This window comes from Streptomyces sp. NPDC001750 (genome assembly GCF_042892615.1).
Taxonomy (GTDB): Bacteria; Actinomycetota; Actinomycetes; order Streptomycetales; family Streptomycetaceae; genus Streptomyces.
The window spans coordinates 351,274-375,041 of record NZ_JBIAUE010000004.1 but is presented as its reverse complement, the minus strand read 5'-3'; the positions used below and the strand labels follow the sequence as shown (position 1 = coordinate 375,041).

22 protein-coding genes and 2 pseudogenes are annotated in these 23,768 nt (G+C 71.5%); 11 read left to right on the top strand and 13 right to left on the bottom strand.

Annotated elements, in window-relative coordinates; translation table 11 throughout:
* Position 1: 1 nt before the first annotated feature.
* Complete coding sequence (locus ACFYY6_RS09890; protein ID WP_351627766.1) at positions 2–1,258, bottom strand: substrate-binding domain-containing protein; 1,257 nt, start codon at positions 1,256–1,258, stop codon at positions 2–4.
* Between the two features lie 437 nt (positions 1,259–1,695).
* Positions 1,696–2,313, bottom strand: a complete 618-nt coding sequence (locus ACFYY6_RS09885; RefSeq protein WP_389192471.1) for a TetR family transcriptional regulator — start codon at positions 2,311–2,313, stop codon at positions 1,696–1,698.
* A gap of 230 nt (positions 2,314–2,543) precedes the next feature.
* On the opposite strand from ACFYY6_RS09885, the gene ACFYY6_RS09880 reads away from it, so the two are divergent.
* The 3 genes from ACFYY6_RS09880 (at position 2,544) to ACFYY6_RS09870 (ending at position 5,881) form a co-directional block, all read left to right on the top strand.
* Positions 2,544–3,878 carry a glycosyltransferase family 4 protein gene (locus ACFYY6_RS09880; protein ID WP_351520256.1) on the top strand — a complete coding sequence of 445 codons (1,335 nt, stop codon included), beginning with the start codon at positions 2,544–2,546 and terminating at the stop codon, positions 3,876–3,878.
* 129 nt (positions 3,879–4,007) lie between these two features.
* Complete coding sequence (locus ACFYY6_RS09875; RefSeq protein WP_389192468.1) at positions 4,008–4,799, top strand: methyltransferase domain-containing protein; 792 nt, start codon at positions 4,008–4,010, stop codon at positions 4,797–4,799.
* Positions 4,796–5,881 (top strand): prenyltransferase, encoded by a 1,086-nt coding sequence (locus ACFYY6_RS09870; protein ID WP_351520253.1) that lies wholly within the window; start codon positions 4,796–4,798, stop codon positions 5,879–5,881. The genes ACFYY6_RS09875 and ACFYY6_RS09870 overlap by 4 nt, the downstream gene beginning before the upstream one ends.
* Positions 5,882–5,915: 34 nt before the next feature.
* Here the strand turns inward: ACFYY6_RS09870 and ACFYY6_RS09865 are convergent.
* A pseudogene (locus ACFYY6_RS09865) lies at positions 5,916–6,281 on the bottom strand (RNA-guided endonuclease InsQ/TnpB family protein); the annotation flags it as partial.
* On the opposite strand from ACFYY6_RS09865, the gene ACFYY6_RS09860 reads away from it, so the two are divergent.
* The 4 genes from ACFYY6_RS09860 (at position 6,249) to ACFYY6_RS09845 (ending at position 9,322) form a co-directional block, all read left to right on the top strand.
* Positions 6,249–6,515 carry a hypothetical protein gene (locus ACFYY6_RS09860; protein ID WP_389192570.1) on the top strand — a complete coding sequence of 89 codons (267 nt, stop codon included), beginning with the start codon at positions 6,249–6,251 and terminating at the stop codon, positions 6,513–6,515. The pseudogene ACFYY6_RS09865 and the gene ACFYY6_RS09860 sit on opposite strands and share 33 nt — an antisense overlap.
* Before the next feature lie 9 nt (positions 6,516–6,524).
* A complete protein-coding gene (locus ACFYY6_RS09855; protein WP_351520252.1) occupies positions 6,525–7,304 on the top strand; it encodes a maleylpyruvate isomerase family mycothiol-dependent enzyme in 780 nt (259 codons plus the stop codon).
* A 232-nt stretch (positions 7,305–7,536) separates the two neighbouring features.
* The gene (locus tag ACFYY6_RS09850) at positions 7,537–8,625 is read left to right on the top strand and encodes a PHP domain-containing protein (protein WP_351520251.1); all 1,089 of its coding nucleotides are present in this window, start codon (positions 7,537–7,539) and stop codon (positions 8,623–8,625) included.
* Between the two features lie 4 nt (positions 8,626–8,629).
* Positions 8,630–9,322, top strand: a complete 693-nt coding sequence (locus tag ACFYY6_RS09845; RefSeq protein ID WP_351520249.1) for a VOC family protein — start codon at positions 8,630–8,632, stop codon at positions 9,320–9,322.
* Here the strand turns inward: ACFYY6_RS09845 and ACFYY6_RS09840 are convergent.
* The 6 genes from ACFYY6_RS09840 to ACFYY6_RS09815 form a co-directional block, all read right to left on the bottom strand.
* Complete coding sequence (locus ACFYY6_RS09840) at positions 9,315–10,322, bottom strand: LLM class F420-dependent oxidoreductase (RefSeq protein ID WP_351520247.1); 1,008 nt, start codon at positions 10,320–10,322, stop codon at positions 9,315–9,317. The two genes, ACFYY6_RS09845 and ACFYY6_RS09840, sit on opposite strands and share 8 nt — an antisense overlap.
* Positions 10,323–10,600: 278 nt before the next feature.
* On the bottom strand, positions 10,601–11,485 hold the full coding sequence (locus tag ACFYY6_RS09835; RefSeq protein WP_389192465.1) for a hypothetical protein: 885 nt from the start codon (positions 11,483–11,485) through the stop codon (positions 10,601–10,603).
* Positions 11,486–11,669: 184 nt separating this feature from the next.
* Positions 11,670–12,602, bottom strand: coding sequence for an N-acetylmuramoyl-L-alanine amidase (locus ACFYY6_RS09830; RefSeq protein WP_351520244.1), 933 nt, complete (start codon positions 12,600–12,602; stop codon positions 11,670–11,672).
* A 184-nt stretch (positions 12,603–12,786) separates the two neighbouring features.
* Positions 12,787–13,443: a class I SAM-dependent methyltransferase gene (locus ACFYY6_RS09825; RefSeq protein ID WP_388650830.1), complete on the bottom strand. Its 657-nt coding sequence runs from the start codon at positions 13,441–13,443 to the stop codon at positions 12,787–12,789.
* Between the two features lie 336 nt (positions 13,444–13,779).
* The gene (locus ACFYY6_RS09820) at positions 13,780–14,859 is read right to left on the bottom strand and encodes a methyltransferase domain-containing protein (protein WP_389192462.1); all 1,080 of its coding nucleotides are present in this window, start codon (positions 14,857–14,859) and stop codon (positions 13,780–13,782) included.
* A gap of 379 nt (positions 14,860–15,238) precedes the next feature.
* Entirely contained in the window at positions 15,239–15,724 is a 486-nt protein-coding gene (locus tag ACFYY6_RS09815; RefSeq protein ID WP_389192459.1) for a hypothetical protein, read from the bottom strand.
* Between the two features lie 281 nt (positions 15,725–16,005).
* On the opposite strand from ACFYY6_RS09815, the pseudogene ACFYY6_RS09810 reads away from it, so the two are divergent.
* Both ACFYY6_RS09810 and ACFYY6_RS09805 read left to right on the top strand, forming a co-directional pair.
* Positions 16,006–16,877, top strand: a pseudogene (locus ACFYY6_RS09810) (helix-turn-helix domain-containing protein).
* A 5-nt stretch (positions 16,878–16,882) separates the two neighbouring features.
* On the top strand, positions 16,883–17,095 hold the full coding sequence (locus ACFYY6_RS09805; protein ID WP_351520235.1) for a DUF397 domain-containing protein: 213 nt from the start codon (positions 16,883–16,885) through the stop codon (positions 17,093–17,095).
* A gap of 61 nt (positions 17,096–17,156) precedes the next feature.
* On the opposite strand, the gene ACFYY6_RS09800 is transcribed toward ACFYY6_RS09805, so the two are convergent.
* The 4 genes from ACFYY6_RS09800 to ACFYY6_RS09785 form a co-directional block, all read right to left on the bottom strand.
* Positions 17,157–17,744, bottom strand: a complete 588-nt coding sequence (locus ACFYY6_RS09800; protein WP_351520234.1) for a hypothetical protein — start codon at positions 17,742–17,744, stop codon at positions 17,157–17,159.
* A gap of 222 nt (positions 17,745–17,966) precedes the next feature.
* Positions 17,967–19,322, bottom strand: coding sequence for a M20/M25/M40 family metallo-hydrolase (locus ACFYY6_RS09795; protein WP_388650825.1), 1,356 nt, complete (start codon positions 19,320–19,322; stop codon positions 17,967–17,969).
* Entirely contained in the window at positions 19,319–20,749 is a 1,431-nt protein-coding gene (locus ACFYY6_RS09790; protein ID WP_351520232.1) for a cytosine permease, read from the bottom strand. Before ACFYY6_RS09790 ends, ACFYY6_RS09795 begins: the two co-directional genes overlap by 4 nt.
* Positions 20,749–21,702, bottom strand: coding sequence for a DUF1177 domain-containing protein (locus ACFYY6_RS09785; RefSeq protein WP_351520231.1), 954 nt, complete (start codon positions 21,700–21,702; stop codon positions 20,749–20,751). Before ACFYY6_RS09785 ends, ACFYY6_RS09790 begins: the two co-directional genes overlap by 1 nt.
* 213 nt (positions 21,703–21,915) lie before the next feature.
* Here ACFYY6_RS09785 and ACFYY6_RS09780 point away from each other — a divergent pair, with 213 nt between their 5' ends.
* Together ACFYY6_RS09780 and pepE are read left to right on the top strand one after the other, a co-directional pair.
* The gene (locus tag ACFYY6_RS09780) at positions 21,916–22,749 is read left to right on the top strand and encodes an IclR family transcriptional regulator (protein ID WP_351520230.1); all 834 of its coding nucleotides are present in this window, start codon (positions 21,916–21,918) and stop codon (positions 22,747–22,749) included.
* A gap of 88 nt (positions 22,750–22,837) precedes the next feature.
* Complete coding sequence (gene pepE, locus ACFYY6_RS09775) at positions 22,838–23,566, top strand: dipeptidase PepE (RefSeq protein WP_389192455.1); 729 nt, start codon at positions 22,838–22,840, stop codon at positions 23,564–23,566.
* Positions 23,567–23,768: the final 202 nt, after the last annotated feature.

Sequence of the window (23,768 nt, the reverse complement as noted above, 5' to 3'; positions counted from 1 at the left end):
GTCAGCCCGCCGAGGGCTTCGCGGGCGGCGCCACCACGTCCATCGGCTCGGTGGTCACCAGCCGCGGCTTCGCGTCGGCGCCCTTCCCGTCGAGCCTCGCGACGAACATCGGCTGGAGCAGGGCGTGGTCCTCGGCCCGGACCCGCACCTCGCCCTTCACCCCGTCGAAGGTCCAGTCCTCCAGGGCCTTCACCATGGCGGCGGTGTCGGTGGCGCCGCCCTTCTCGACGGCCCGCACCACCATCTGCGCGGCGGTGAAGCCGTCGGGGGTGAACAGGTCCGGGGTGCCGCCGGCCTTGCCGACCGCGTCGAGCATGGCCTTCTCCACGGCGTTGCCGCCGCCCGCGCCGGGGAAGTAGTGCGCCAGGAACGACACCTTGGCGCCCGCGTCCCCGAAGACCGGGTACGAGGCGGTCCCGGCGAGGCCCGTCACGACCTTGCTCGCCGCCGGCACGCCCTGCTGGTCCAGCGCGGTCCACAGCGCCGGTGCCGTGGAGCCCGCCCAGGCGACGAAGACCAGGTCGGGCGCGCCCGCCTTCACCTGCCGGGCGAACGGCGTCAGGTCGGTGGCGCTGGGCGGGGCCAGCACGGATCCCACCTTCGCGCCCCGGCCGCCGAGGACCGCCTTCACCGCGGCCACGTTGGCCTGTCCGAAGGTGGAGTCCTGGGCCAGTACCGTGACCTTCTTGCCCTTGGCCCCGCCGAGCATCGCCCCGGCGGTGAGGATGTCCTGGTAGGACTGCCGGCCCGAGCGGAAGGTGTAGTCGTTGATCCCGGTCACGGCGTCGGTGGCGGCCGGTCCGCTGATGTAGAGGACCTTGTTCTGGGCGGCGAGCGGCGCCATCTGGAGGGCCACGCCGGAATCGGTGGTGCCGGCCAGCACCTTGTGGCCCTTGCCGATCAGGTTCTTGGCCGCCGAGACCGCCTTGCCGGGGTCGCCCGCGTCGTCCTGCTCGGTGACCTCGATCTTGTGCCCGGCGACCTTCCCGGTGCCCTTCGTCGCGTAGTCCAGGCCCGCCATGAACCCGTCGCGGTACTGCTTCCCGTAGTCGGCGAGCAGCCCGGTGCGGGAGTACACGAGACCGACCTTCACGCTGCGGTCCTTCGCGTCCCCGCCGGATCCGGAACCTTCCTCGCCCGCCTTTCCCGCGGCGGTGCACCCGGCCAGCAGGAGACCGGCCGAGGCCAGCACGGCGACGGCGGACAGGGATCTGGGACGGCGGCGGACAGTGCCTGTGCCTGTGGCTCTGGGACGCATGATGACCGGCTCCTCGGCGAGTTTCGGGGGATGTCGCCGAACCGTATGAACACCGCGCCGCCGTCGACATGGTGCAGGGCACCCCACCTGACGCGGCGGACATGTGGCGGTCGCACATGGGCCGGTCCGCGGCGCGCCCGCGGCCCGGTGGACATCCGGCCACCGGGCCGTCGGGCCCGTGCCGTGGGAACGCGTGCCGCGGGCCCCGTGCCCGCGCTCACGGCGGGGCCGGGCCGTGCGGGTGCTTCGGTGCGTCGCTCGTCCACGCGGACTGATGTGGCGTCAGAAGCCGTGCGCGGTCAGGCTCTCGGACCCCGCACGCAGGCCCTGCGCCCGCCTTTCGGTGCGGCACGGGGCCCGTTCCCGTGCTCCGGTGCCGTCAGGATCCTTTCCCGCGCTCCGGAGCCGTCAGGATCCGTTCCCGCGCTCCGGAGCCGTCAGGATCCTTTCCCGCGCTCCGGAGCCGTCAGGTCGATCAGCCGGCACACCGTCTCGATGTCGATCTTGACCTGGGCGATCGATGCCCGCCCGGACAGCCATGTGATCAGCGCCGAGTGCCAGGTGTGCTCGATGACCCGGACCGCGGACAGTTGCTCCGGCGTCGGGTCCTCCAGGCCCATCGCGTCCAGGATGATCGCCGTCGTGATCCGCGAGACCGTGTCCACCTCCGGGCTGACACTACGGTCCGCGAAGGTCAGTGCCCGCACCATCGCGTCCGCCAGGTGGGGTTCGCGCTGGAGCGCGCGGAACGCCCGCATCAGGGTGTCGGCCACCCGCTGCGCCGGATCGTTTCCGGACGGCGGGCGCTTGTGCAGCGTCGCGTGCATCTGCTGGAGCTGGTCCTGCATGGTGGCGACCAGCAGATGGATCTTGGAGGGGAAATAGCGGTACAGCGTGCCGAGGGCGACCCCGGCGGCCTCCGCGACCTCGCGCATCTGCACCGCCTCGAACCCGCCCCGGACGGCGAGCCGGGCGCCGGCGTGCAGGATGCGGCGGCGGCGGGCCTCCTGGCGCTCGGTCAGGGGCGGCGATGCCGGTCTGGCTTCCGCTGTCATGTGTCCCCCATCCATGGCTTTCGTCCAGGGCCGGAAGGAGGTGCTCGGTCTCCCGGCGGCGCACAGCATGCCAGGGCGCCGGTCGTGGCGCGAATCACCCGGTCCGCCCGTTGCCCCGACGCTACCTGCCGGTAGATTCGTAGCTCATTGAACGATCCAGTCTGAAACTTGTTCTAGATTAGCGCGAGCGGTTACGCTCCGGCGAAAACGCAGTCAGAAGGGGGCCGAGTGTGACCGCCGAGGCCATAGAGACCGGCCCCCGCGCGAGCGGCGACCCGTCGGGCAGCGCCGACGAACGCCCGTTGCGCATCGCACTCCTCACCTACAAGGGCAATCCTTTCTGCGGCGGCCAGGGCGTCTACGTACGTCACCTCAGTCGTGAACTCGCCCGCCTCGGCCACAGCGTCGAGGTGATCGGCGCCCAGCCGTACCCCGTGCTCGACGAGGGCGTGCCGCTCACCGAGCTGCCGAGCCTGGACCTCTACCGTCAGCCCGACCCGTTCCGTACCCCGAAGCGCGACGAGTACCGGGACTGGATCGATGCGGCCGAGGTCGCCACCATGTGGACCGGCGGCTTCCCGGAGCCGCTCACCTTCAGCCTGCGCGTCCGGCGTCATCTCGCCGAACGGCGCGGTGAGTTCGATGTCATCCACGACAACCAGACCCTGGGCTACGGGCTGTTGGCGGATCTCGGGGCGCCGCTCGTCACGACGATCCATCACCCCATAACGGTCGACCGTCAGTTGGAGCTCGACGCCGCCGAGAGCCGTCGCCGGCGTGCCTCCGTACGCCGTTGGTACGGCTTCACCCGCATGCAGAAGCGGGTCGCGCGCCGACTGCCCTCCGTGCTCACCGTCTCCGGCTCCTCCAAGCAGGAGATCGTCGACCACCTCGGGGTGCGCGGGGACCGTATCCACGTCGTCCACATCGGCGCGGACACCGACCTGTGGTCGCCCGACCCGTCCGTCCCGGAGGTCCCCGGCCGCATCGTCACCACTTCCAGCGCCGACGTCCCGCTGAAGGGCCTCGTCCACCTCGTCGAGGCGCTCGCCAAGCTCCGTACCGGGAACGCGCGGGCGCACCTCGTGGTCGTCGGCAGACGGGCCGAGGACGGGCCGGTCGCGCAGGCCATCGAACGGCACGGGCTCCAGGACGCCGTCGAGTTCGTCAAGGGCGTCAGCGACGCCGAACTCGTCGACCTGGTGCGCGGCGCCCAGATAGCGTGCGTGCCCTCGCTGTACGAAGGCTTCTCGCTGCCGGCCGCCGAGGCCATGGCCACCGGCACACCCCTCGTCGCCACCACCGGCGGTGCGATCCCCGAGGTCGCCGGGCCGGACGGCGAGACCTGTCTGGCCGTCCCGCCCGGCGACGCGGGGGCGCTGGCCGACGCGCTCGCCCGGCTGCTCGACGACCCGGAACTGCGGGCCCGGCTCGGCGCGGCGGGCCGCGCCCGGGTGCTGTCCCGGTTCACGTGGAAGCAGGCCGCCATCGGCACCGCCGCCCGCTACCGCGAGGCGATCGCGGCGGCCCGTGCCGGTACCGCGCGCGCCGGCGGCCGTCGTTGACCCCGCCCCCGCGACCGCCCCGGCGCCCCCGCCCCGCGGTCCCGCCCGCCGAAATCCCCTCCGATCATCCCTGATCACCCCGATGCCCGATCACCTCCGACCGTCTCCCGACCGCGAAAGCAGGCACCCGTGCTGACCGTGGACTTCACCCGCTTCCCGCTCGCCGCAGGCGACCGAGTGCTCGACCTGGGCTGCGGCGCCGGACGCCATGCCTTCGAGTGCTACCGGCGCGGCGCCCGGGTCGTGGCCCTCGACCGGAACGGCGAGGAGATCCGCGAGGTCGCGAAGTGGTTCGCCGCGATGAAGGAGGCGGGGGAGGCCCCCGAGGGCGCCACCGCCACCGCGATGGAGGGCGACGCACTCAACCTGCCCTTCCCCGACGAGTCGTTCGATGTCGTGATCATCTCCGAGGTCATGGAGCACATCCCCAACGACAAGGGCGTGCTCGCCGAGATGGTGCGGGTCCTCAAGCCCGGCGGCCGGATCGCCGTCACCGTTCCGCGCTACGGCCCCGAGAAGGTCTGCTGGGCGCTCTCCGACGCCTACCACGAGGTCGAGGGCGGCCACATCCGCATCTACCGGGCCGACGAACTGCTCGCCAGGATGCGCGGCGCCGGTCTCAAGCCGTACGGCACCCACCACGCCCACGCCCTGCACGCGCCGTACTGGTGGCTCAAGTGCGCGTTCGGCGTCGACAACGACAAGGCGCTGCCCGTCCGCGCGTACCACAAGCTGCTGGTCTGGGACATCATGAAGAAGCCCGCCCTCACCCGGATCACCGAGCAGCTGCTCAATCCGGTGGTCGGCAAGAGCTTCGTGGCGTACGCGACCAAGCCGCACCTGCCCGGGACCGCTCACGCGGCCGCCACCGCCGGTACCGCTCGCGATGCCGCCGAGGATCTGTCCAGGGCCGAGGCGTGACTACTCCCGAGCAGACCGAACACCTCGTCCTGCCCGGGGTCCTCACCGCCGAGCAGGCCGCCGAGACCGTCTCCGCCCTGCTCGCCGTGCAGCGCGAGGACGGCGCCCTGCCGTGGTTCCGGGGCCACCACCTCGACCCGTGGGACCACGTCGAGGCCGCCATGGCCCTCGACGCCGCGGGCGAACACGCCGCCGCGGAACGTGCGTACACCTGGCTGGCCCGGCACCAGAACGGTGACGGCTCCTGGTACGCCGCCTACCACGACGGTGATCCGGAGCAGCCGACCGACCGCGGCCTGGAGACCAACTTCTGCGCCTACGTGGCCGTCGGTGTCTGGCACCACTACCTGGCCACCGGCGACGACGCGTTCGTCGACCGGATGTGGCCGACCGTCCACGCCGCCGTCGAGTTCGTGCTGCGCCTCCAGCGGCCCGGCGGCCAGATCGGCTGGAAGCGCGAGGCCGACGGCACCCCCGTCCACGACGCGCTGCTGACCGGCTGCTCCTCCATCCATCAGGCCCTGCGCTGCGCGCTGGCCATCGCCGAACGGCGCGAGGAGCCGCAGCCCGACTGGGAGTTGGCGGCCGGGGCCCTCGGCCATGCGATCCGGGAGCACCCCGAGCGCTTCCTGGACAAGAGCCGCTACTCGATGGACTGGTACTACCCGGTCCTCGGCGGCGCGGTCACCGGAGCGGCGGCCAAGGAACGGATCGACGAGGGCTGGGACCGCTTCGTCGTTCCCGGTCTCGGAGTGCGCTGCGTGCTCCCCAACCCGTGGGTGACCGGCGGCGAGAGCTGTGAACTCGCCCTGGCGCTCTGGGTGATGGGCGAATCCGACCGGGCGCTGGAGATCCTCCAGGCCATCGGGCACCTGCGCGCGGACGGCGGCCTGTACTGGACGGGGTACGTCTTCGAGGGCAACCGGGACTTCTGGCCCCAGGAACTCACCACCTGGACCGCCGGTTCGCTGCTGCTCGCGGTCGCCGCGCTCGGCGGCGACGAGGCCACCACCGCCGTGTTCGGCGGCGAACGCCTGCCGCACGGACTGGAACCGGACTGCTGCCGGGAGCCTTCGAATTGACATCCTCGCCCCCGTGAACGAGGGCGATTCCCGTCTACCGCGCCGTTGAAGGCTGCGGTGTCGGGTGGGTTCCCGCTTCGCTGCGCGGTGCCGGGACGAGTCCCGGTCTTACCTGCGCTCCACGGGCTGTCACGGCCAGTCCGGCCGCCTTGGCGATGTTGACCGCCGCGTTGATGTCCCGGTCCAGGACGGCCCCGCAGGCCCCGCACGTCCACACGCGGACGTGGAGGGGCTTGGGGCCGTCCTTGACGCCGCACTGCGAGCAGAGCTGGGAGGTGGGCTCGAAGCGCCCGATCCTGATGAAGGTGCGTCCGTACCGGGCGACCTTGTATTCCAGCATGGTGACGAACGCCGACCATCCGGCGTCGTGCACGGACTTGGCCAGACGCGTGCGGGCGACCCGCTGCTGTCGAAGGCGGTGGCAGCGCTCACGACGGGCATCGAGTCGCTCAAGGGACGCGGTGAGAAGCTCCGCAGGGGCCGGGCGGGCCGGGGCGACATCGGTGCCTTCCGGGACGTCATCGACAACGTCGAGGGCACGGGACGCGGCGCCGGGGCCGTGATCGAGGACCAGGTGCCCAGCGCATCCCAACTCGCCGGACCATGCTCCTGCTTGGCGCGGCCCATTCGTTAGGGTCGGGGCATGGGATCACTTTCGCACGACCTCTACTGTGACGAGATCATCAGCCGCACCGACGCGCTGAGGTCCGTGCTTCGCGGCGCGGACCTCTCCGCGACCGTGCCGACCTGCCCCGACTGGAACCTGCGCGACCTCGCCGTGCACGTGGGCGGAGCCCATCGCTGGGTCGGCGAGATCGTACGCACCCGGGCCACCGAGGCGCTCCCGCCGGAACGCGTGCCGGGATCCTCGCCCGAGGGTGACGACCCCGCCGCCCTCGACGCCTGGCTGGCGGAGGGCGCGGCGAAGACCGTCGAGGCGCTGCGGGCGGCCGGACCGGGTCAGGAGGTGTGGTCCTGGGCGTGGGAGCCGAGCACGGGCTTCTGGGCGCGCCGCATGGCGCACGAGACCATCGTCCACCAGGCCGATGCGGCGCTCGCCGCGGGGGCCGACTACGCGGTGGCCCCCGAACTCGCCGCCGACACGATCGACGAGTGGCTGGAGATCATCACCTTCGTACGTTCCACGGGATACAGGAAGGAAGCCCTGGAACTGACCGGTCCCGGGCGTTCGATCCATCTGCACGCCACGGACGCCCCGGACGCCGAGTGGCTGATCGAGTTCGGTGAGGACGGCTTCGCCTGGCGGCGCGGCCACGAGAAGGCGTCCGTCTCGCTGCGCGGCCCGCTCACCGACGTGATGCTGGTCTTCAACCGACGCCTCCCGGCCGACAGCGACCGGGTCGAGGTGCTGGGGGACGCCGAGCTGCTGGACTTCTGGCTGGAGCGCACCACGTTCGGCTGAGCCCCGGACACGCCGGAGCGGCCCCCGGGGGCCCGGCGGGACGATGCCGCGTCGGTCCACGGGGCGGACGCGGCCCCGGGCACGTGGGCCCGAGGCACGGGCACGGGGGCACGGGGCCCCGTCCGCTGCTGTGCGGGCGGGGCCGCGCTGGGCCAAGCTGGAAGGGACAGCCCGCGGTGCCGGGTGCCGCGGCACCCGGGGCCTCGTGCCCGGCGGCCCTGTGGAGGCGGCGATGGAGCCTGTCCGCGCCCTGAAACGGATCGCCTTCCTGCTCGAACGCGGCGGCGCCGACACCTACCGCGTACAGGCGTTCCGCACGGCCGCAGCGGTGGTGGCCGGCATGGCGGACGGGGAGGCGGCACGGCGTGCCGAGGACGGCTCGCTGGAGTCGGTCAGGGGCATCGGGCCGAGGACCGCCGAGGTGATCCGCGAGGCGCTGGCCGGGAAGGTGCCCGGCTACCTGGCGCGGCTGGAGGAGTCGGCCGCAGCCGGGCCGCGCCCCGAGGGCGGCACCGATCTGCTGGCCCTCCAGCGCGGCGACTGCCATCTGCACTCCGACTGGTCGGACGGCGGCAGCCCCATCGAGGAGATGGGCCGCACCGCCGCGGAACTGGGTCACGAGTGGGCGGTCCTCACCGACCACTCGCCCCGGCTGACCGTCGCGAACGGACTCTCCCCGCAGCGGCTGCGCAGACAGCTGGACGAGATCGCCGAGCTGAACGCCCGGTGGGCGCCGTTCCGGCTGCTCACCGGCATCGAGTGCGACATCCTCTCCGACGGCTCCCTCGACCAGGACGTCGACCTGCTGGAGCGACTGGACGTCGTGGTGGTCTCCGCGCACTCCCAGCTGCGGATGGACGCCGAGCCGATGACCAGGCGCCTGATCGCCGCCGTCCGCCACCCGCACGCGAACATCCTCGGCCACTGCACCGGCCGCCTGCTCACCGGCCGCGGCCGTCCGGAGTCGCGGTTCGACGCGGACCGGGTCTTCGCCGCGTGCGCGGAGGCGGGAACGGCCGTGGAGATCAACAGCAGGCCCGAGCGGCTCGACCCGCCGCGCCGCCTGCTGCGCCGCGCCGTCGACGCCGGTGTCCTGTTCGCCGTCGACACCGACGCCCACGCCCCCGGCCAGCTGGACTGGCAGATCCACGGCTGCGCCCGCGCCGAGGAGTGCGGTGTCCCGGCGGACCGGGTCGTCACCACATGGCCGGTCGGGGAACTGCTGGCCTGGTCGCGCGACGGCACCCTCCCGGAGGGCATCCGCGCCGGGAGCGACGGGACGGGCGGCGCGGTGCGCGCGGCGCCGGGACAGGGACGGTGAAGCCATGACGGGCACGAGCGTGCGAGGCATCGACCACATCGGGGTCACGGTCCCCGATCTGGAGACCGCCACCCTCTTCCTGACCAGGGCGTTCGGAGCCGTGGTGCGGTACGACACCCTGCGGCGCCACGAGGGACCACGGGGCGGGCCGGACGTCGAGCGGCGGCTCGGTGTCCCGGCGGGCACCCAGCAGCTGGCGGTCAGGATGCTGGCCCTTCCCGGCGAGGGCCCGGGCATCGAGCTGTTCGAGTTCCAGGGCCCGCGCCGCGAACCCCCGGTGCTGCCCTGCGACTTCGGCTGGCAGCACGTGTCGTTGTACGCGGACGACCTGGACGCGGCCGTACGGGACTGCGTCGCCGCCGGAGCCACACTCCTCGCCCCGCCCCAGCCGCTGCCCGGCCCGGAGGCGGGGGAGCGCAACCGGTTCGCGTATCTGCGCACCCCCTGGGGGAGCACCCTGGAGCTCGTGACGTACCCGGATCCGCAGCCCTGGGAGCGCACCACGGCCCGGCCGCGCTCCCGGCCCGCACCACTCGCACCACCCGTGGGGCCCGTACCGACGGACACCCCCGGCGCCTGGCCCACGGATCCGGACCGCCCGGGGCCCACGGGTGCCGCGCGCCGGGTCCCCGTACCGGCCGAGCCCGCCGCCTCCTGGCCCAGGGACCCGGACCGGCCGCCCGGAAGCGTCAGTTGAGATCCGCGAGCACCCGCAGTGTGTGCGGGTCCGGTGCCGTCACCAGCAGGTCGGTCACCGGCCCCGCACGCCACAGCTCCAGCCGTTCCGCGATGCGCTCCCGCGGGCCGACCAGCGAGATCTCGTCGGCGAACGCGTCCGGCACGGCCAGCACCGCCTCCTCCCTGCGCCCTTCGAGAAAGAGCCGCTGGACGTGCCGGGCCTCCTCCTCGAACCCCATCCTCGCCATCAGATCGGCGTGGAAGTTGCGGGCCGCGTGCCCCATCCCGCCGATGTAGAAGCCGAGCATCGCCTTCACCGGCAACAGCCCCTCGGCGACGTCGTCGCAGACCCGCGCGCGGGCCATCGGCGCGATCACGAACCCCTCGGGCAGGTCGGTGAGCGATGCCTCGTACACCTCGGGACGCAGCGGCGACCAGTACAACGGCAGCCAGCCGTCGGCGATCCGGGTGGTCTGCGCGATGTTCTTCGGCCCCTCCGCCCCGAGCAGTACGGGGAGCCCGGCGCGCAGCGGGTGGGTGATGGACTTCAGCGGCTTGCCCAGACCGGTGCCGTCCGGGCCGCCGTACGGGTGGGAGTGGAAGCGCCCGGCCAGCTGGACGGGAGCCTCGCGGGCGAGGACCTGCCGGATCACATCGACGTACTCGCGGGTCGCGGTCAACGGGCTGCGGGGGAAGGGCCGTCCGTACCAGCCCTCCACCACCTGCGGCCCGGACAGCCCCAGCCCCAGCGTCATCCGGCCGCCGGAGAGATGGTCGAGAGTGAGCGCCTGCATGGCGGTGGCGGTCGGGGTGCGCGCCGCCATCTGCGCGACGGCGGTGCCCAGCCGGATGCGGGAGGTGTGCGCGGCGATCCAGGCCAGGGGGGTGAACGCGTCGGAACCCCAGGCCTCCGCCGTCCACACCGAGGCGTACCCCAGCCGCTCCGCCTCCCGGGCGAGCTCCAGATGGCCGGGGTCCGGTCCGCGGCCCCAGTAGCCGAGCGCGAGTCCGAGCCGCATCCCGTCGCCTCCCCTGATTCTGACGGTGTATCAGATCTCTGGTGCAGGACGGAGGGTACGACAGTGGCCCCCCGCCCGGAAGGGCGAGGGGCCACCGCTCGGCACGAGGGCTCAGAGCTTGTCGGGTGACCTGCGATCGGAAAGCGGACGCGGCATGGTGCGTGCGGTTCCAAGGCGCCGCGATGTCCTGGTAGCGCCGCTACCAGGACATCGCGGCAACGCCGGAAACGTGCGTGCCGGGGCGTGGCCGTCCGGGTCAGGGGTTACCCGACAGGCTCTCAGCCGCGCTGGATGCCCGTGGTGTCCTGGAGCACGCCGCGACGGCCGTCCTGGGTCTGCGCGACGAGCGCCGAACCGCGCTGCTCGACCGCGAGGTACCAGGTGCCCGGCGCCAGTTCGGCGATCGGCGACGGCGAACCGTCCTCGCCGTACAGCGGACGCGCCACCGGCACCGCGAACCAGAACGGCGCGAAGTCACCGGCCGGTGCACCGTCCTGCGGCTGCCCCGCCTGAGACTGCCCCGCCTGCGCGTGCGCCTGACCGGCCTGGGGCTGACCGCCCTGCGACTGGCCCGCCTGGGGCTGACCGGCGTGCGGCTGCGCGCCGTACGCCTGCTGCTGACCCGGCTGCGCCCCGTACGGCTGCTGCTGGGCACCGGGGTAGCCGTACCCCTGGCCGGCGGCCTGCGGCTGGCCGCCGTACGGCGACTGCACGGCCTGCGGGGTCGGGCCCGGCGCACCCATCAGCGGCGCCTTGAGAGCGGGGATCAGCGGCGTGCCGACCGCGCCGACCGCGAGCACGACCGCACCCAGCAGACCGAGGATCAGACCGGCGCCCGCGTTGCTGGAGTCGATCAGCGTCCAGAACGCCGTCCACAGCACGAATACGCTGAACGCGGTACCGAGCTGGCCGAGTTCGAAGCCGAGCACCTTGCGGCTCGGCATGGTGCGGCCCACGATGACGAGCGCCGCCGCGATGATGCCGCCCAGGAAGACGCTCATGAGCAGCGAAAGCGCGTCCCAGGCGTTCGGGGCCGAGTAATTGGAGCAGTTGATGCCCGGCGGGCACTCGTAACTGCTGAGGTGGAGGAAAGAGGCGATGAACAGCACCACCGCTGCTCCGATCACCACGCCGTCGCCTCTAGTGAGGGAGCGCATATTCACGTGAAGGTCCTTCGTCGGTCGTCTCGTCGGGGTGGTCGCCGTCGCCGCCGGCGGGCGGTCGCGGCGCGAAGCTCGGGGGTGGCTCCCCATCGTACGGATGAATCTATCGTCTGCCCGGCCGGGTTGTGCGTCGGCAGGGAACCGTGACGCACTTCCCCCAGTTTCGCCTCGGAACGTCCTCTTGCTACCCCTTCAAGTAGCCGCTGATGCCGTCGGCGATGCCCTGCGCCGCCTTCTGGCGCCATCCCGCACTGGTGAGCAGGACGGCGTCCTTCGGGTCACGCATATTGCCGCATTCGATGAACACTTTGGGCACGGTCGACAAATTCAGTCCGCCCAGATCCTTACGAACGTCCAACCCGGTTTTGTCGCCGATGTAATTGGAGGGCGCACTTCCGGTGGCGCGGAGGAAGAGACCGGCGATTCGCGCGCCGAGGTCGCGGGACGGTTCGACGATCTTCGAGGTGTCCGCCTTTCCGGCACGCACCAGCCCGGGGAGGATCACGTGGAATCCCCGGTTGCCGACCGCGGAACCGTCCGCGTGCACCGACACCACCGCGTCGGCCCCCGCCGCGTTGCCGATCCGGGCCCGCTCGTCCACGCACGGCCCGTACGGGCGGTCGCCGTCCTGCGTCAGCACGACCTTCGCCCCCTGCGCCCGCAGGAGATCGCGCACCCGGTGCGAGACGTCCAGGGTGAACCGGGCCTCCGCGTAACCGGCGTCGGTCGACGTGCCGGTGGTGTCGCATTCCTTGCGCCCGGTGCCGACGTCCACCTGACGGTTGATCTCCCGGGTGTGCAGGCGGTTGTCGGGGTTGTGGCCGGGGTCGATGACGACGGTCTTCCCGGACAGCGGCCCGGCCCCCGGGCGGTCCGCGGCCTTCGAGGACGGACCGGACGGGGCGGCGGACGTCCGGTCCGGTGCCGGGCCCGAGGGCGCGGCGGCGGAGGTGCCGTCACCGCCCGGCCGGGGATCGGCCGACCGGCCGGAAAGCCCGTCGTCGGAGGCCGCGCCGCAACCGGCGGCGGTCAGGCACAGGGACACGGCGGCGAGCGCGGCGGCGGCACGCGGGGGCCGGCGGCGCGGGGTGGGGGGAACGCTCTCGTCGTACGGCACCACGCGATGCTATCGGGGGGTGCCCCCGGCCGCCCGTCGTGCACGCCCCGCGCCCGACGCCCCGCGCGTGCGTACCGGGCCCGACGCCCGGGTCCGCACCGGCCTGTACGCGGGCTGCCCGTACCGCAGTCGACGGCTGCCGCCGCCGTCCCCGGCCCGGATCCCCGGCCTCGGAACGTCGGGCTCAGATCCCCGGGCCCGTGCGCCGCAGCACCCGCAGCGAGTCCGTGACCGACACCTCGGTGAACGCGCCGGAGGCCAGCGCCCGCAGGTAGATCCGGTACGGGGCCTGCCCGCCGTGCGCCGGATCCGGGAACACGTCGTGGATCACCAGCAGCCCGCCGTCGGCGACATGCGGCGCCCAGCCCTCGTAGTCGCCGTTCGCGTGCTCGTCGGTGTGCCCGCCGTCGATGAAGACGAAGCCCAGCTCCCCGTTCCAGACGGCCGCCACCTGCGGGGACCGTCCGACCATGGCCACGACGTGGTCCTCCAGGCCTGCCGCGTGCAGTGTCCGGCGGAACGTCGGCAGGGTGTCCATCCGCCCCACCTCCGGGTCCACCACGGTCGGGTCGTGGTATTCCCAGCCCGGCTGCTGCTCCTCGCTGCCCCGGTGGTGGTCCACGGTCAGCGCCGTCACCCCGGCGGCGCGGGCGACATCGGCGAGCAGGATGGTGGAGCGCCCGCAGTACGTCCCCACTTCGAGAAGCGGCAGCCCCAGCGCGGCGCCCTCCACGGCGGCCCGGTACAGCGCGAGCCCCTCCACCACCGGCATGAAGCCCTTGGCGGCCTGGAAGGCGGCGAGAATCTCCGGCGACGGCTCGGCGACGGACTCGGCGGTCACGGGTTCCTCCTGGTGGGCGCGGTGATGCGGGTACGCGTTCGACGGCGCCCCATCGTGCCGTACGCGCCGGGCGGGGGCGCGGGCGGGGGCGTCCACTTCGGCGTGATCGCGGCGCAGGCCGGTACCGAATGGTCTTTGGGCGCAGTCAGCGGGCGCAGACGTCGTCCGGCCTCTGCTCCGCGGTGGCATCCTGGCCTGTCCGGAAGGCGTCCAGCGAGATGTCAGGGGCGGTGCCGGGCCTCGCGATGACTTGACCGCGAGGGCCGAATCGTCCGCGTCGGCGCGGCGGGGGCAACTCGTCGATGTGATGTCCGTCCCGCCTGATTTCCACGGCCGTCAAAGCAGCGTCCAGGAAGGGCCGTCCGGCTCGCGGTACCAGGCGCGCTGGCTGTCCGGAGTGATCGCGAGCCCGAAGTCCTCACGGGCGGGGGTGCCCTCCGGGAAGATCGAGGCCAGTTCCTCAACGGTGTCCCAGAGTCGACGAGCGCCGATTTGCCGGACCTTTCCCCCGACGTGGGCCGTGGCCGTGGAACCGTCGTCCACCCATAGTCCCACACCGGTCAGGTCGCCCTCGTCATCACGCCAGGAACACGAGTGGTATCCGGGGAGTGCGAGCGACAGCGGAAACCTCAACCGGTCGAGCACGTCCTGGACCGGAACCGAAGTCCTCTCCACCGGTCGGAATCCCAGCCCCGCGAAGTCGGGACTCCTTCCCGCCGTGCGGCGCGGCATGAAGTACGCGGGCGTCGGGAGGAACTGTCCAGCGGCCTCGCCGCCGTCCGGGACAACAACCCTTGCCACACCGAAACCGACAGGAGCTACGATCACCCCGCCTTCACGTACCTGGGACAGGAGCGGGGGTGGGATGCACCGGAGTCCGGCCGTGGCGATGACGCGGTCGTACGGCGCGCGGGCCGGGTAGCCCTTGGCGCCGTCCCCGGCGAACGTGAGGGGCCGGAGTCGGCGTTGGGCCAGCCGTTCGCGGGCGAGGCGCACCAGTTCGGGATCGACGTCCACACTCACCACACTGTCGCTGCCCAGGCGCGACGCGAGCAGAGCAGCGTTGTACCCGGTACCAGTGCCCAGCTCGTACACCGTGTTGCCGACCTGTGCATCCAGCGCGTCCAGCATGGTCAGCATCAACCCGGGTTCACTCGACGACGAGGTCGGGACACCGTGTTCGTCGAGTTGCGTTGTCAAGGCCGTGTCCGAATAAACGGTCTCCAGGTAGCAGGGATCGGCAGCAGACACTTCATTCCATTCGCCCTGCTCGTCCTGCCTGAGAAAGACGGGGATGAATTGCTCCCGTGGCACGTCGGCGAACGCAGCCAGCCATCCGCTCGAGTGTCCCTCGCAGAGGGAGGCAGCGAACTTCGCGCGCAGCTCGGCCGCTGTGTTGTTGTTCGGTGCGCTCATGTGGTCCCTTGCAGATAGTCAGCGTGCGCCGCCGCGATGGGTAATCCGGTGCGGTTCTCGACCCAAGACCAGGTGCCGGCCGGCCGCTCGACGAGGACTTGTGGGGCCTGCCGGCTTGCCAGCCGTCACACATTCGGACGGCTGTCGGGCAGGAGATTTTGTCAGCCACACGCTCGACAGTGGTGCGCAGGACGCCCACCAAGTCGTAAGCCTCGTCTCTGGCATTTCTGCGGTGCTGGATGGCCCTTTACCCGGGGGCCCTTGTCCTGACTTGCGACAGTCGAGGAGTCGTCGCCTCGTCAATGGAGCACCGCTACGGCCAGTGAGCCGCCGAGGGCGGTGAGGCAGAGGATGTACGCGATCTGCCGACGGAGTTCGCTCACGTCCCGTCCTCCGAAGGTACGGCCTCGTGCTCCGGAAGGCAGTGGCCGTTGTTCTCGGCGAGAGCGCCCGGCGACGGCCGAGTGGGGAGGGGTGAGGTCACGGCCGCCTCCGTCTCTTTCCGGTACTCGGCGACCAGCCACCGCAGCAGCCGGGCGAGGTCGCGCAGGTGCTGGTAGGCGCTGAAGACGAGAACGCCGTCGCCCGGCGTGGACGCGAGGAGCTGGTCGACCTCCCATCGGGCGGCTCGTGTCGCGGTGCTGTGCTGGTGGTCGAGGACTTCTTCGGCGAAGAGGCTGACGCGTCCCCGCAGTTCGACCGTCCAGGCGTTGATCTCCCGACGTGTGGTGGTGCCGAGTCGGAGTTCGAGGGCGGCATCGGCGGCTCGGGCCGCGGTCTCGATGTCCAGGGGGAGTTCGGTCACGCGGAAGTCGACGCCGTTCGCGGTCGGTTCCGACGGCCGATTCGTGGAGGGGTCTGTCATGGGATTCCTGGCCGGGGGCATGAGGTGTGGTGCAGGTGGACGGGGTCGCGCCTTGGTGCTGTTCTGCGCACCGATTTCGGCGACTTTTAGTAATCGTGGCAGTGCAGGCGGTAGCGTGGAAGCGCTGCGGCGGTTTTCTGCGAGCGGTTTTCCGTGTGAAGTTCCGTGCTGCGGCGGCCCGTTCACGCCCCGCGCGATGCCTTCTGCCGTGACGCAGAAAGCTCCTTGCGGCAGCGGGACATTCTCCGTCACACTGGGTAACACTCCCTGGGAGGCAGAAGATGATCACGGATGTGGAGTCGGCGACGCCAGCCCTCTGCCGCCTCCAGTTAGGCCGCGAGCTCCGTCGGCTGCGGCAGGAAGCCGGACTCACATCGACCCAGGTCGTCCGCACCCTGATCTGCAGCCCGTCGAAGCTGACCAGGCTGGAGACGGGGGAGAACGCGGTGGTGGAGACCGCGGACGTGATGGCGCTCTGCGAGATCTACCGGGCGTCCCCCGAAAAGCGGGCCCTGCTGCTCGGGTACGCGGCCGTCACCAAGACCAAGAAGGACTGGTGGCAGTCGCCCGAGTACCGGCCGGCCATGCGCCCACGTTCAAGGCGTACTTGGGGCTGGAGGCCACGGCCACGGCTCTGCACAAGTACGAGGGTGAGTTCGTCCCCGGCCTCCTCCAGACCGAGGACTACGTGCGAACCATCCACCGGCGCGCGCACGAGAGGCTTCCCGCCGAAGAGATCGACCGACTCGTCGACGTACGGATGACGCGGCAGGAGGCGCTTCGCCGCGAGTCGGCGCCGCTCAAGTTCGCGGCGGTCATCAATGAGGCGGTGCTTTACCGCCGCGTCGGCGGTGTGGCCGTCATGCGGGCGCAGATAGAGCATCTGGCTGAGGTGGCCGAGCAGCCCTCGGTGCGGGTGCAGGTCATCCCCTTCAGGGCGGGCGCGCATCCCGGGATGAACGGCGCCTTCACGCTGCTCCGGTTCGACGACGCGGAATCCATCGTCTATCTGGAGAACCTCGGCGGGGCTTCGGTCACCCGGAAGCGCGCCGATGTGGGCCTGTACGAAGAGGCGTTCAACGACCTCCAGATTCTTGCCCTGGGGCCACAGGAGTCTCTCGGCATGATCAGAGAAGCGATCAAGGAGCATTGATTCACATGACGACTCACGTGCTGGCCGGTGCCCGCTGGTTCAGGTCGAGCTACAGCAACGACCAGGGCGGTGAATGCGTCGAGGGTGCCCGGCTGGACGGGGCGCGGATGGCTGTACGGGACTCGAAGGCTCCGGAGTCGGGGGTCTGTCTCTTCCCGGCCGTCGCCTGGCGCGCGTTCGTCGACGAGGTCAAGGGCGGCGGCACCGTCGTCCGATGACCCGTGGAACGAGGGCCCCTGGAAACCGCCGGAAGCCGGAGGGGCCCTCGTTTCCGGGGCGTCAGGCCCGCTGAAGGCGGTTCATGGCCGGGTCCCAGAGCGAGGGGACCGTTCCATCGGCCGGTAGTGGTTCCGTTGGTGACGGGACGGGGTCCGAGGATTGCGAGAAGAGCAGGTCCCGATAGGCCGCGTCCAACTTGGGAGCGGGAGTCGCCCGGGGTTTCCTCACTCGCGAACGATTCGCTTCTTCCGTCACCCGTTCCAGCTCGTGCGCGGCCCGCTTCGCCAGCCAGTCCGGGCCGTGAAGTGCGGACTCCAGGTCGTCCAGGGCGCGCAGCGGGTCCTTGACGTGGTCGGCGATCAGCAGACCGCGGACGAAGCGGAGCACGGCGCGGTCGCCGGGCCGCTCGACCCAGGTGCTCAGAGCCATGTCGCAGCAGTGGAGCGCGGTCTTCGGCCGGTCGTGCAGAAGGGCCGAGCACACATCCATCAGCCAGGCGTCCGGGGTGAACGCCCCTCCACCGCTGACCCGCCACGCCATCGCCGTGCGATACAGCCCGTACCAATCACCCGCGTCGAGCAGTTCGAGGCACCGCTCGCGCCACCACGAAGCGGGCCGACCGGCAGTCCGAGCAGGAGATTCACCCATGGCGGGCACCCTATCGCCCGGTGATACGGCGAGGATGTGCCCCGGGCGGGGCCAGGCTGGGACGACGGGCCCGAACACGACGTCGGCCTCCACGACCACAGCGGGTCATGAAGGCCGACATCGCATTCGGCTCCGCGGTTCACCGACGGTGGCACGGCGTCGGCGGGGGTGTGTACGAGGAGCCGGCCCGGGTCGGGGCGGTCCGGCGGGGCAACGCGGGCGTCAGCAGCTCTGCCAGAGTCGGGTCATGACCCGGACGCCGAAGCGCAGGCCCTCCAGCGGGACGCGCTCGTCCACGCCGTGGAAGAGCCGGCCGTAGTCCAGGTCGTGCGGGAGCTTGAGGCCCTTGAAACCGAAGCAGCGGATGTCGAGGCGGGTGAACGCCTTGGCGTCGGTGCCGCCCGGGTTGCAGTACGGGACGGGGTGGCCGTCCGGGTCCTCGGCGCGTACCGCCGCGCACATGGCGTCGACCAGTGGGCCGTCGAACGTCGTCTCCATCGCGATGTCGTGGTTGACCCACTCGCGGGTGACCGAGGGCAGGAGGAGCCGGTCGATGGTGTCGATCAGCTCCTGCTCGTGGCCGGGCAGAAAGCGGCCGTCCACCCGGGCCGTCGCCTTTCCGGGGATGACGTTGGTCTGGTAACCGGCGTTGAACATGGTGGGGTTCGCGGAGTTGCGGAGCACCACCTGCATGAAGTCGGAGACCGGGCCCAGCCGTTCGAGGCTGCCCTCGATGTCGTCCTCGTCGAACTCGACCCCGTAGAGGCGGGCGGCCTCTTCGAGGAGGGCGCGGACCGGTTCGATCAGGCGGATCGGGAAGGTCTCGCGGCCGATGCGGGCCAGCGACTCGGCGAGGTCGGTGACCGCGTTCTCGTCGTTGGGGGAGGAGCCGTGGCCGGCCCGGCCGTTCGCGGTGAGCTCCATCCAGGCCATGCCGCGCTGGGCGTTCTCGATCGGGTAGAGGCGGCGGGTGTCGTCGATCGCGAAGGAGAAGCCCCCGCCCTCGCCGATCGCCTCGGTGACCCCGGCGAACAGGTCCGGGCGGTGCTCGACCAGCCAGTGGGCGCCGAATTGCCCGCCCGCCTCCTCGTCGGCGAGGAAGGCGAGGACCAGATCGCGGGAGGGCCGGGTGCCGGTGCGGGCGAAGTGGCGGGCGGTGGCGATCATGACGGCCACCGTGTCCTTCATGTCGATCGCGCCGCGCCCCCAGAGGTATCCGTCGCGGATCTCGCCGGAGAAGGGCGGGACCTGCCACTCGGAGGCGTCGGCGGGTACGACGTCCAGGTGGCCGTGGACCAGCAGGGCGCCGCGCTCCGGGTCGGCGCCCGCGATCCGGGCGATCACATTGGCGCGGCCCGGGGCCGATTCGACCAGTTGGGATTCGATGCCCACCTCGGCGAGGCGGCCCACCACCCAGTCGGCGCAGGCGCGCTCGTCGCTGGTGGGGTTCGAGGTGTCGAACCTGATCAGCTCGGCGCAGAGGGTGATGACCTCGTCCTGGGACAGATCGGATGCCGGGACGAGCGGGGTGCTGGTGTCGGGGGTTGTCATGTCGCTCCCACGGTCGCTGGTGGTCATGCTGCTCCCACCGGGGTCGTGTCACGGGCGGCCGGGGTGTCGGCGTCCGCGTCGTCCAGGGTGGAGGTGCCGTACGGCTTCACCCAGCCCAGCAGGCCGAGGACGCTGTACAGGACGAAGGCGGTGGCCAGCGAGTTCAGGGCCGGGATGCCTCCGTCGTAGAACTTGCCGACGCAGAACGCCGCGATCCAGATGACGAGGGACATCGGCACCCAGGTCGGCGAGGTCTTCGGCAGGGTCTCGGACTCCCGCGTGTCGTCCAGCGGCTTGCGCATCCGCTTCACGACCCAGTACTCGGCCACGATGATGCCGCCGATCGGCGGGATCGCGACGCCGAGCACGGACAGGAAGTCGGTGAAGTGGGTCATGATCCCGACGGCCGACAGGACGGTGCCCGCGACACCCAGGACGATCGTGATGACACCGCGGTGCAGCCGCTTGCCGAAAACGACCTGGAAGAAGTTGACGACGCCGAGCGACGAGCCGTACAGGTTCCAGTCGTTGATCTTCGCGGTCGACATCAGGACGACGATCACGCCGAAGGCGCCGGAGGTGGAGAGCACGATGTGCGACACCTCGCTGCTCTTGACCAGGTGGCCGAGGAGCACGCCGGTCATACCGACGATGTACTCGGAGAGGATCATCGACGCGGCGCTCTGCAGGAAGACGTGCGAGCCCTTGCGGTTGTAGCGGGTCATCTCCGGGGCCACGATCGCGCCCGTCATGTAGCCGCCCGCGATGGCGGTGGCGGCGACGGCGAGCGGGATCGTCTGGCCCGGGGCCGGGGAGTCGATCAGGTCGCCGATGGAGTGGTCCTTCAGCGTCGAGACGACCGACCAGGCGACCATCGCGAAGAAGAGCGGAGTCACGATCTTGGCGAAGACGGCCATATAACGGAAGCCGAAGATCACCAGGGCGGTGATGGCGGCGCCCGCCAGCGCGCACCACATCCAGGACGGTCCGCCGATCAGCGCCGAGACGCTGTTGCCGAAGATCGTGTTCTGGACGCCGAACCAGCCGACCAGGCTGACCGCGATGACGAAGCTGACCAGCGCGGAACCGTTGCGGCCGAAGCCCACCCAGCGGGTCAGCATCGGGGTCGCCAGGCCCTCGCGCATCCCGGCCATCCCGATGGCGAAGATCACGATCTCCAGGATCACCGCCCCGAGCGTGAAGGCGAGGAAGGCGTCCCCGAACGTCATGCCGACGCCGATGGTGGCGCCGAGGGTGAACTGCGAGATCGAACCGGACTGGGCCAGCCACTGGAGCAGCATCGACCAGAAACCGAACCGCTTGTCGCGCGGGACGCGCGAGAGCGAGTAGTCGTCGCTGCCGATGCTCTTCGCCTCGAGGGCGCCGTCCGTCCCGCGGGCGTCGCCCGCTCTCGCCGCGCGGGTCGCGGCACCGGCCTTCGGGTTGGCTGCCATCAGGACTCCTGGGAGGTACGGCCGAGGGTCTGGAGGTGAGCCAGGGACCCGTAGCGGCTGACGAGGTTGTCGAACTCCACCGCGTCGTGGAAGTCCAGGTGGCCGCCGCCGTAGGACTTGGCGACCTCCACGGCGTAGCGGGCGGCGGAGGCGATGTCCGTCTCGTGGCTCGCACCCGTGGCACAGCCCGGCACCGCGGCGGCCGAGGTGACGGCCAGGCCGACGACCGGGGCGGCCGTCGCGGTGGCGGGCTGAAGGATCGAATTGATGTGGTGTGCACCGTTACCGTACGGCGTGATGTCCTGCGTGGTCACGGGATACGTGACCAACGGCTCACCGGTCACCACGGCCAGCAGTTCGCCCAGCGACTCGCTGACCCGCAGCACCCAGCCCTCCTTGACGGTGGGTGACAGGGCGAGGCCCTTGTGGTTGATGATGCGGTTGCCCTTGGTGGTGTCGATGGAGAGCACGGCCTCCATCTCCTCGGTCACCTCGTGGCGGTTCATGGTCGCGATGTCCACGGGCGAGCCCATGAACGGCACCGGGTCGTGCGGCTCGGTCGGCGCGCTCGGGCAGATGTGGGTGGCGACGACCACGTCGCCGGGCAGCACGTCGCCGCGGCGGCGCATGTCCAGCAGCTTGGCGGCGGTGGCCAGCGCGGCGACCGCCCCGTCGGCGTCGGAGACCATGCCGGTCACCTCGGGCCGGGCGCCGATGCCGCCGAGCCGGCCCACCACGCCCAGCGTGCGGGCGTCGCCGCCGGACGCGCGCCCTCGCGCACCCGGGATGCGGACCAGCACGAAGTCCGTCGAGCCGCGCTCGCCGGTCACCGTGGTGACCTGTGCGGACGCGCCCTCGGCCCCGCTGACGGAGTCGAGGTACCCGGCTACCGCCTTGCCATCGACCTGGGGATCGTCCAGCAGATCGACGATGTCCAGCACGTACTTCAACATGGGGGGCCTTTCTCACTCGTCCGGACACCCGGGCTTCACGCAACCGGGCATTCGGGTCCCACTCGTCCGGACACCGGCAGGTGCGGTCCGGGCACCCGGGCCCGCGCCCGGCGGGGCAGGAAGACGGGGCGGGGTGCTGAGGCAACATTCGGGATCGGATAGCGTTGAACGCAACAGTTTCCCGTTATTTGCAATTCACGTCTGAATGGTGAGATGACCATGGCGGACTTCGATCTCGACCGGCGCACCCCCGCCGGGGCACTGCAGACCGTCGACCGGGCGCTCCTCGTGCTGCTCGCCTTCGAACGGACCCGGCCCGACTGGGGCGTCACGGAGGTCGCCGCGGAGTTCGGCTGGGACACCTCCGTCGCCCAGCGGCTGCTCGCCACCCTCGCCGGGCGCGGCTTCCTCGTCTCCGACCCCGTCACCCGCCGCTACCGCATCGGCCCCGCCGTGCTGCGGCTGGGCCGGCTCTGGGAGCGTTCCGGATCACTGGAGCTGCTGGCCGGGCCCGTCCTTGAGGAGCTGCGCCGGGTCACCGGCGACACCGTGCTGTTCTGTCTGCCCGACAGCTTCCACATGCGGTGCGTCGCCGCCGAGGAGGGGGAGGCCGGACCGCTGCGCTACTACCCGCTGGTCGGTGAGCTCTACCCGGCGCACGCCGGCGCGACGAGCAAGTCGTACTACGCGTACCTGCCCGACGAGCAGCGCCACCGGCTGTTCCGGGGCCGCCCCATGGCCCGCTTCACCGACCGGACGGTCACCGACCCGGACCGGCTGGAGGAGGAGTTCATCAAGATCCGCTCCCAGGGGTACGCCTGGACGGTCGGCGAGTACGACACCGGCATCGCGACCGTCGCCGTGCCCGTCTTCCTGGGGCGCGAACCGTACGGGAGCCTCAGCCTCGGCGGCGCCGAGGAAATCTTCCGAGGGGCGCCCGAGGACCGGCTCGAACCCCTGCGCCATGCCGCCCAGCTGCTGGAGAAGCGCCTCACCCAGCCCCCGCAGCGTCCCAAGCCGCGCGCCCGGCGCCCGCGTACCGCCTGATGAGATCCGGAAAAGACCCGTGCGCGGCCGGGAGCCCGTGGCCCGTACGAGGCCCGGACAACACCGAAGAGAACCGAGAGGACCCCTTGTGAATCTGCTCCTGCTCTCCAACTCCACGCAGTACGGCCGCGGTTACCTGGAACACGCCCTCGACACCGTCACCGCGTTCCTGCCCTCCGGCGCCCGGCTGGCCTTCGTGCCGTACGCGCTCGCCGACTACACCGCGTACACCGCGCGCGTCCGCGACGCCCTCGCGCCGTCCGGCATCACCGTTACCGGCGTGCACGAGAACGCCGACCCGGTCGCCGAACTCGCCGCGTGCGACGCCGTGTTCATAGGCGGCGGCAACTCGTTCCGGCTGCTGAGCGCCCTGTACCGGACCGGTTTGCGGGACGCCGTGACCGAGGCGGTGCGCGACGGACTGCCGTACATGGGCGCCAGCGCCGGTACGAACATGGCGGCGCCCACCCTGCGCACCACCAACGACATGCCCATCGTGGAGCCGCCGTCCTTCGAGACGCTCGGGCTGATCCCGTTCCAGATCAACCCGCACTACCTCGACCCGGACCCGGAGAGCACCCACAAGGGCGAGACGCGCGAGGAGCGGCTCACCGAGTTCCTGGAGGAGAACGACGTGCCGGTGCTCGGTCTGCGCGAGGGCTCGTGGTTGCGGGTCGACGGGCCTCAGGCCCGGGTGCAGGGCGCCCGTCCCGCCCGGCTGTTCGTCCGCGGCGCGGAGCCGCAGGAGCTGCCCGCCGGGACGGACGTCTCCCATCTGCTCGCGACGACACCGCGGTTCGACGCGCCGGTGCGCTGACGACCGCGACACGTGTGCCGACGGGCCCGGCGCTTCGGGATTCCTCGATGCCGCCGGGCCCGTTGCCGAGCCGGCTGCCCGGCCCGTTGCCGAGCCGGCTGCCCGGCCCGTTGCCGAGCCAGCTGCCCGGCCCGTTGCCGAGCCCGCTGCCGGGGCCGTCGGGGAGGTGAGGACGGCGCCGGAGGAGGGCTCCGCGACCAGC